General features: G+C 67.0%; 2 protein-coding genes and 1 pseudogene. 2 read left to right on the top strand and 1 reads right to left on the bottom strand.

The window, feature by feature from the left end; translation table 11 throughout:
- A pseudogene (locus VGD20_RS08025) lies at positions 1–278 on the top strand (mannitol dehydrogenase family protein); the annotation flags it as partial.
- On the opposite strand, the gene VGD20_RS08020 reads toward VGD20_RS08025, so the two are convergent.
- Complete coding sequence (locus VGD20_RS08020; RefSeq protein WP_331133944.1) at positions 275–1,162, bottom strand: LysR family transcriptional regulator; 888 nt, start codon at positions 1,160–1,162, stop codon at positions 275–277. The pseudogene VGD20_RS08025 and the gene VGD20_RS08020 sit on opposite strands and share 4 nt — an antisense overlap.
- Before the next feature lie 97 nt (positions 1,163–1,259).
- Here VGD20_RS08020 and VGD20_RS08015 point away from each other — a divergent pair, with 97 nt between their 5' ends.
- Positions 1,260–2,753, top strand: a complete 1,494-nt coding sequence (locus VGD20_RS08015) for a CoA-acylating methylmalonate-semialdehyde dehydrogenase (protein WP_331133943.1) — start codon at positions 1,260–1,262, stop codon at positions 2,751–2,753.
- The last annotated feature ends 138 nt before the right edge of the window (positions 2,754–2,891 follow it).

Below are 2,891 nucleotides of genomic sequence, written 5' to 3'. Positions count from 1 at the left end.
ACCCCGCGCTCCACCACCGGCTGACCCAGATTGCGATGGATGGCAGCCAGAAAATCCCGCAGCGCTGGCTCGAAGCGCTGGCCTGGCATCAGAGGCGCGGACAGCGCTGCCCGTCGCTCGAGTCCGCTATCGCCGCATGGATTGCTTTCCTGCGCAGCGGGCGCTCTATCGACGATCCGCTCGCGGACAGGCTGCGCAGTGCCGTGGCGGGTCCGGATGCGATCGAAAGACTGTTCGGCGACGGCGGCCTGATCGCCTCCGGCTGGCGCCCGGTCTAGGCGGGCACCAGCAATCCCCGGCTCTCGCGTACCTCGGCATCGAGCCAGTCGATGAAGGCGCGGATGCGCGGCTGCGGCGCGACGTCGCGGTGGAGCGCGAGCCAGAAGGCGCGCGCAATCACCTGCTCGGGGCGCACGCGCACCAGCGCAGGATCGCCCGCCGCGAGGAAGCAGGGGAGCACGCCGACCCCCGCGCCGCCCGCGATCATGCGCCGCTGCGCGAGGATGCTCGACGAGCGCACCGTGGCGCGCAGTCCCGGCTCGATCTCGCCCAGATAATCGAGTTCGGGGGCATAGAGGATGTCGGGCATATAGCCGATCACGGGAATCCCCGTGCGCGACAGCGGCGCGGCTGCAACGGCGGCCTGCCAGTCGGGCCGGCCGGCGGGTGCATAAATGCCGAGGCTGTAATCGGACAGCTTGCGCGTGATCAGCGGGCCCTTGCGCGGCCGCGCGAGCAGCACCGCCATGTCGGCCTCGCGCCGCGACGGATTGAGAAAGCCCGACGAGGCGACAAGGTCGATCTCCAGCTCGGGATGCGCCACGACGAAACGCGCGAGCCGCGGCGCGATGAAGCTGTTGCCAAAGCCTTCGGATACGCTGACGCGGAGTTGCCCCGACAGCGCCGACCCGCTGCCGGGAGCCATATGGATGCGCGCCACCGCCGCTGCCATTGCTTCGGCGTGCGGAACGAGCGCCCGGCCGGCCGCGGTCAGAACAAAACCCGTCGGCGCGCGTTCGAAGAGCGTCTGGCCAAGCGCGGCCTCCAATGCGCTCACCCGCCGGCTCACCGTGGTCGCATCGACGTGCAGCGCCGCGCTGGCGCGCGCGAGTGTGCCGTGGCGCGCGACGAACAGGAAATATTGCAGCCTATCCCAATCCATGACCTGCAAATATGCAGGACAGGGCTGCAAGTCTATCCCTTGCAAATGATGCGCAACTGGTCTGTGGCGGCGGCAACATCTTTTGGGAGACTCGAACATGCGACAGATCGACCATCATATCGTCGGCGGCGCCGGCGGCAGCGCCCGCCAGGGTGACGTCTTCGACCCCAACAGCGGCGGCGTTCAGGCGCAGGTCGCCCTCGGCGACGCGGCGCTTCTCGAACGCGTGGTCGCCGCGGCGAAGAAGGCGCAGCCCGCATGGGCCGCGACAAACCCGCAGCGCCGCGCGCGCGTGATGTTCGAATTCAAGCGCCTCGTCGAAGCGAATATGGACGAACTCGCGCACCTGCTGTCGAGCGAGCATGGCAAGGTGATCGCCGATTCGAAGGGCGACATCCAGCGGGGTCTCGAAGTCATCGAATTCTGCTGCGGCATCCCGCATGTGCTGAAAGGCGAATATACGCAGGGCGCGGGCCCCGGCATCGACGTCTATTCGATGCGCCAGCCGATCGGCATCGGGGCAGGGATAACCCCGTTCAACTTCCCCGCGATGATCCCGCTGTGGATGTCGGGCGTCGCGATCGCGACCGGCAACGCCTTCATCATCAAGCCGAGCGAGCGCGACCCGTCGGTCCCCGTTCGCCTCGCCGAACTCTTCCGCGAAGCCGGACTGCCCGAAGGCATCTGCCAGGTCGTCCATGGCGACAAGGAAATGGTCGACGCGATCCTCGACCATCCCGATATCGGCGCGGTCAGCTTCGTCGGCTCGTCGGACATCGCGCATTATGTCTACAACCGCGGCGTCGCTAACGGAAAGCGCGTGCAAGCGATGGGCGGCGCGAAGAACCACGGCATCGTCATGCCCGACGCCGACCTCGATCAGGTCGTCAACGATTTGACCGGCGCAGCCTTCGGCTCGGCGGGCGAGCGCTGCATGGCGCTGCCGGTCGTCGTTCCCGTCGGCGACGAGACCGCCGAGCGGCTGAAGGAAAAGCTGATTCCTGCGATCGCGGCGCTGCGCGTCGGCGTGTCGACCGATGCCGAGGCGCATTACGGCCCGGTGGTGACGCAGGCGCACAAGGAAAAGGTCGAAGGCTGGATCCAGAAATGCGCCGACGAAGGCGCCGAGCTGGTCGTCGACGGCCGCGGCTTCGCGCTTCAGGGGCATGAAAAGGGCTTCTTCATCGGGCCGACGCTGTTCGACCATGTCACGACCGACATGGAATCGTACAAGGAAGAGATTTTCGGCCCCGTGCTGCAGATCGTCCGCGCTCCCGATTTCGAAACCGCGCTCGAACTGCCCAGCAAGCACCAATATGGCAACGGCGTCGCGATCTTCACGCGCAATGGCCACGCCGCGCGCGAATTCGCCGCGCGCGTCAATGTCGGCATGGTCGGCATCAACGTCCCGATCCCGGTGCCCGTCGCCTATCATAGCTTCGGCGGCTGGAAGCGTTCGGCGTTCGGCGACACCAACCAGCACGGCATGGAAGGCGTGAAATTCTGGACCAAGGTCAAGACGATCACGCAGCGCTGGCCCGACGGATCGCCCGACGGCGGCAACGCGTTCGTCATCCCCACGATGGGCTGACGCTGCCTTGCTGCGGCGCGGGCTCCTGCCTTTACTGATTCTGCTGCTGCTGCTGCCGGTTCCGGCGGCGGCGCAGAAGATGATCGCGCTGTCGTTCGACGATGCGCCGCGCGGGTCAATGTCGGCATGGTCGGCATC

The sequence above is a fragment of the Sphingopyxis sp. genome (assembly GCF_036402335.1).
In the GTDB taxonomy this organism is placed as follows: domain Bacteria; phylum Pseudomonadota; class Alphaproteobacteria; order Sphingomonadales; family Sphingomonadaceae; genus Sphingopyxis.
Note: the sequence above shows the minus strand (reverse complement) of the source record. Positions and strands in the feature narration are given on the sequence as shown.

Coding starts and splice junctions, on each gene's coding strand:
- VGD20_RS08020 (WP_331133944.1), bottom strand. CDS start 1,162: ATGGATTGGGATAGGCTGCAATATTTCCTGTTCGTCGCGCGCCACGGC.
- VGD20_RS08015 (WP_331133943.1), top strand. CDS start 1,260: ATGCGACAGATCGACCATCATATCGTCGGCGGCGCCGGCGGCAGCGCC.